Genomic DNA, 2,161 nt, shown 5'->3' with positions numbered 1-2,161 from the left:
TTTTAGGAAAGGTATATCCCAACTGGATATTACTAACTCTTACAAAAGAGGCATTCTGCATGACGAAAGTGGAGCTGTAGAACTGCTGTTCGCCTCCGCCTACAATCAAAAATCTGGGATAAGATGCGTTGGGATTAGGGTTTTCCTGGGTCCAGCGGTCCATCATCCATTCCTGAGGATTGGAGCCCTGATAGAACGCATTGTCTGCAAATCCACCCATTATTTTATTTAAACCCGCTACTCCGTATAGATTAATAAAAAGATCGAAATTTTTGTAGCTTGGACTTAACGTCACGCCATAGGTGTATTTTGGAAACTGGTTTCCGATAATCTTCCGGTCATAATCCGCATTTACCTTTCCGTCGGGCACGCCGTCGGGTCCGCTGATATCCATCAGTTTAATATCTCCGGGCGCTGCAGCTCTGGGTTGAGTAGGATAATTATCCACATCCTGCTGATCAACAAATAATCCATCTGCCACATACCCGTATATGGATTGCAGCGGATGCCCGACAAAGAGGCCGGAACTAACATCCTGAATTACGGTAGCCAATTCTCTGACTTCGTTTTTTACGTAAGAAAAATTAGCTGAGATATTGTACGAGAAATCTCCGATTTGATTTCGATGCTGAAGGTTCAGGTCAATGCCCTTGTTGGACACCACACCGGCATTTTGGACTGACGGCGTCATTCCCAATACGCTGGATGCTGTTACATTGTATAAAATATCGGAGGTGAGTTTGTCGTAAATATCCAGTGAAGCGGTGATTTTATTATTGATCAACCCTAAATCCAATCCGGCATCAATAACCCGTGTGGATTCCCAGGTAATATTGGTGCTGGGGACCACGGTTGCCGCTGTTCCGGAGAACATTTTTTCCGATACTCCGAAAGGTGCATTTATACCAAGGGTCAGGATTTGCTGGTACGGATAGTTTCCAATGTTCTGGTTTCCGAGTCTTCCCCACGAGGCCCTTACTTTCAGATGATTGATGGATTTGGAAGAAAAAAACTTTTCCTGAGAGACAATCCATCCGGCTGATACGGAAGGGAACAATCCCCACCGTTTACTGTCGGGAAACCTCGATGAACCGTCATACCTCGTATTTGCTTCAAATAAATATTTCCCGTCAAAAATATAGTTGATACGACCAAAAAAAGACTGCAAAGCCCATTCATATCCCGAACCGCTGTTAAGCTGGTTGGAAGGCGCTCCGGCGCTCATCTCATACAGTGTATTGCTGGGGAAATTGTCCCTGGAAGACTGCAACCAACTGTTTGTATTACTTTCCTGTGAAAAACCGGCGAGCAGATGGAATTCGTGTACATCAATGGTTTTATTGTAATTCAGGAACGACTGTAAAGTCAGAAGTGAATTCTCTGACCGGGTTTCAGTTAAGTACGAGGGGCTTTCCGTATAGGTTTGGTCAACAACCAGCAAAGGCCAAAACCTCTTGTATTTGGTATTGTCGTAATTGTATCCTGCCAAACCGGTCAATTTAAGAGATTGTATAATGTCCCACTCAAAACCTGCACTTACATTCATCCGGTTACTGGTGTTTTTAATAAAGGCTTCGCTATCCATCCATCCTTCAATCGTAAACCCTGTTTGCTGACCATAATAACCGTCTGATTTTTTACCCGCTATAGTATTCGGTATTTTTAAAGCGTAATTAAGAAGCCCGTCAGCACCATCGCCACTCCTGATAGTAGTGGGTTCAGTTGTCGCTCCTGTCCGTCCCTGAAATTTCACATTCAACTTGAAATTCTTCGACAATTTACTGTTTGCATTGAATAAAACATTGTAGTGATTATGATTGGTTTCGTCAATAAATCCATCCTGGTTCAGGTACCCGATGGAAAACAGATAGGAGTTTTGGCTATTCCCCCCTGTAAAATTCAGATAATGTTCGGTCTGGAACCCGCTGCCGGATTTGACCAAATCATCATAGTGCCGCTTATTCGGATAGTTATCCTGGTCTTCTCCCGATTTGAATTTGGCAATCTCGGCTTCGGTATATTGCTGGTTGCTGCCAGTATTCCGCAATGCTTCATTAATCATTTCTGCATATACCCAGGAGTCAACAATCTTGGGTATTTCTGCCGGCCTTTGAATGCCGAAATTTCCCTGGTAAGTGACTTTGGTAACGCCTTCCTTTCC

1 protein-coding gene is annotated in these 2,161 nt (G+C 43.7%); it reads right to left on the bottom strand.

The features are described from left to right. Window positions 1-2,161, bottom strand: a 2,161-nt coding sequence (locus NC238_15845) for a SusC/RagA family TonB-linked outer membrane protein (GenBank protein MCM1567379.1), incomplete at both ends; no start/stop codon positions are given.

The sequence above is a fragment of the Dehalobacter sp. genome (genome assembly GCA_023667845.1).
Lineage (GTDB): Bacteria > Bacillota > Desulfitobacteriia > Desulfitobacteriales > Syntrophobotulaceae > Dehalobacter.
The sequence above is the reverse complement of the archived record's forward strand: the minus strand, read 5'-3'. Positions and strand labels throughout refer to the sequence as shown.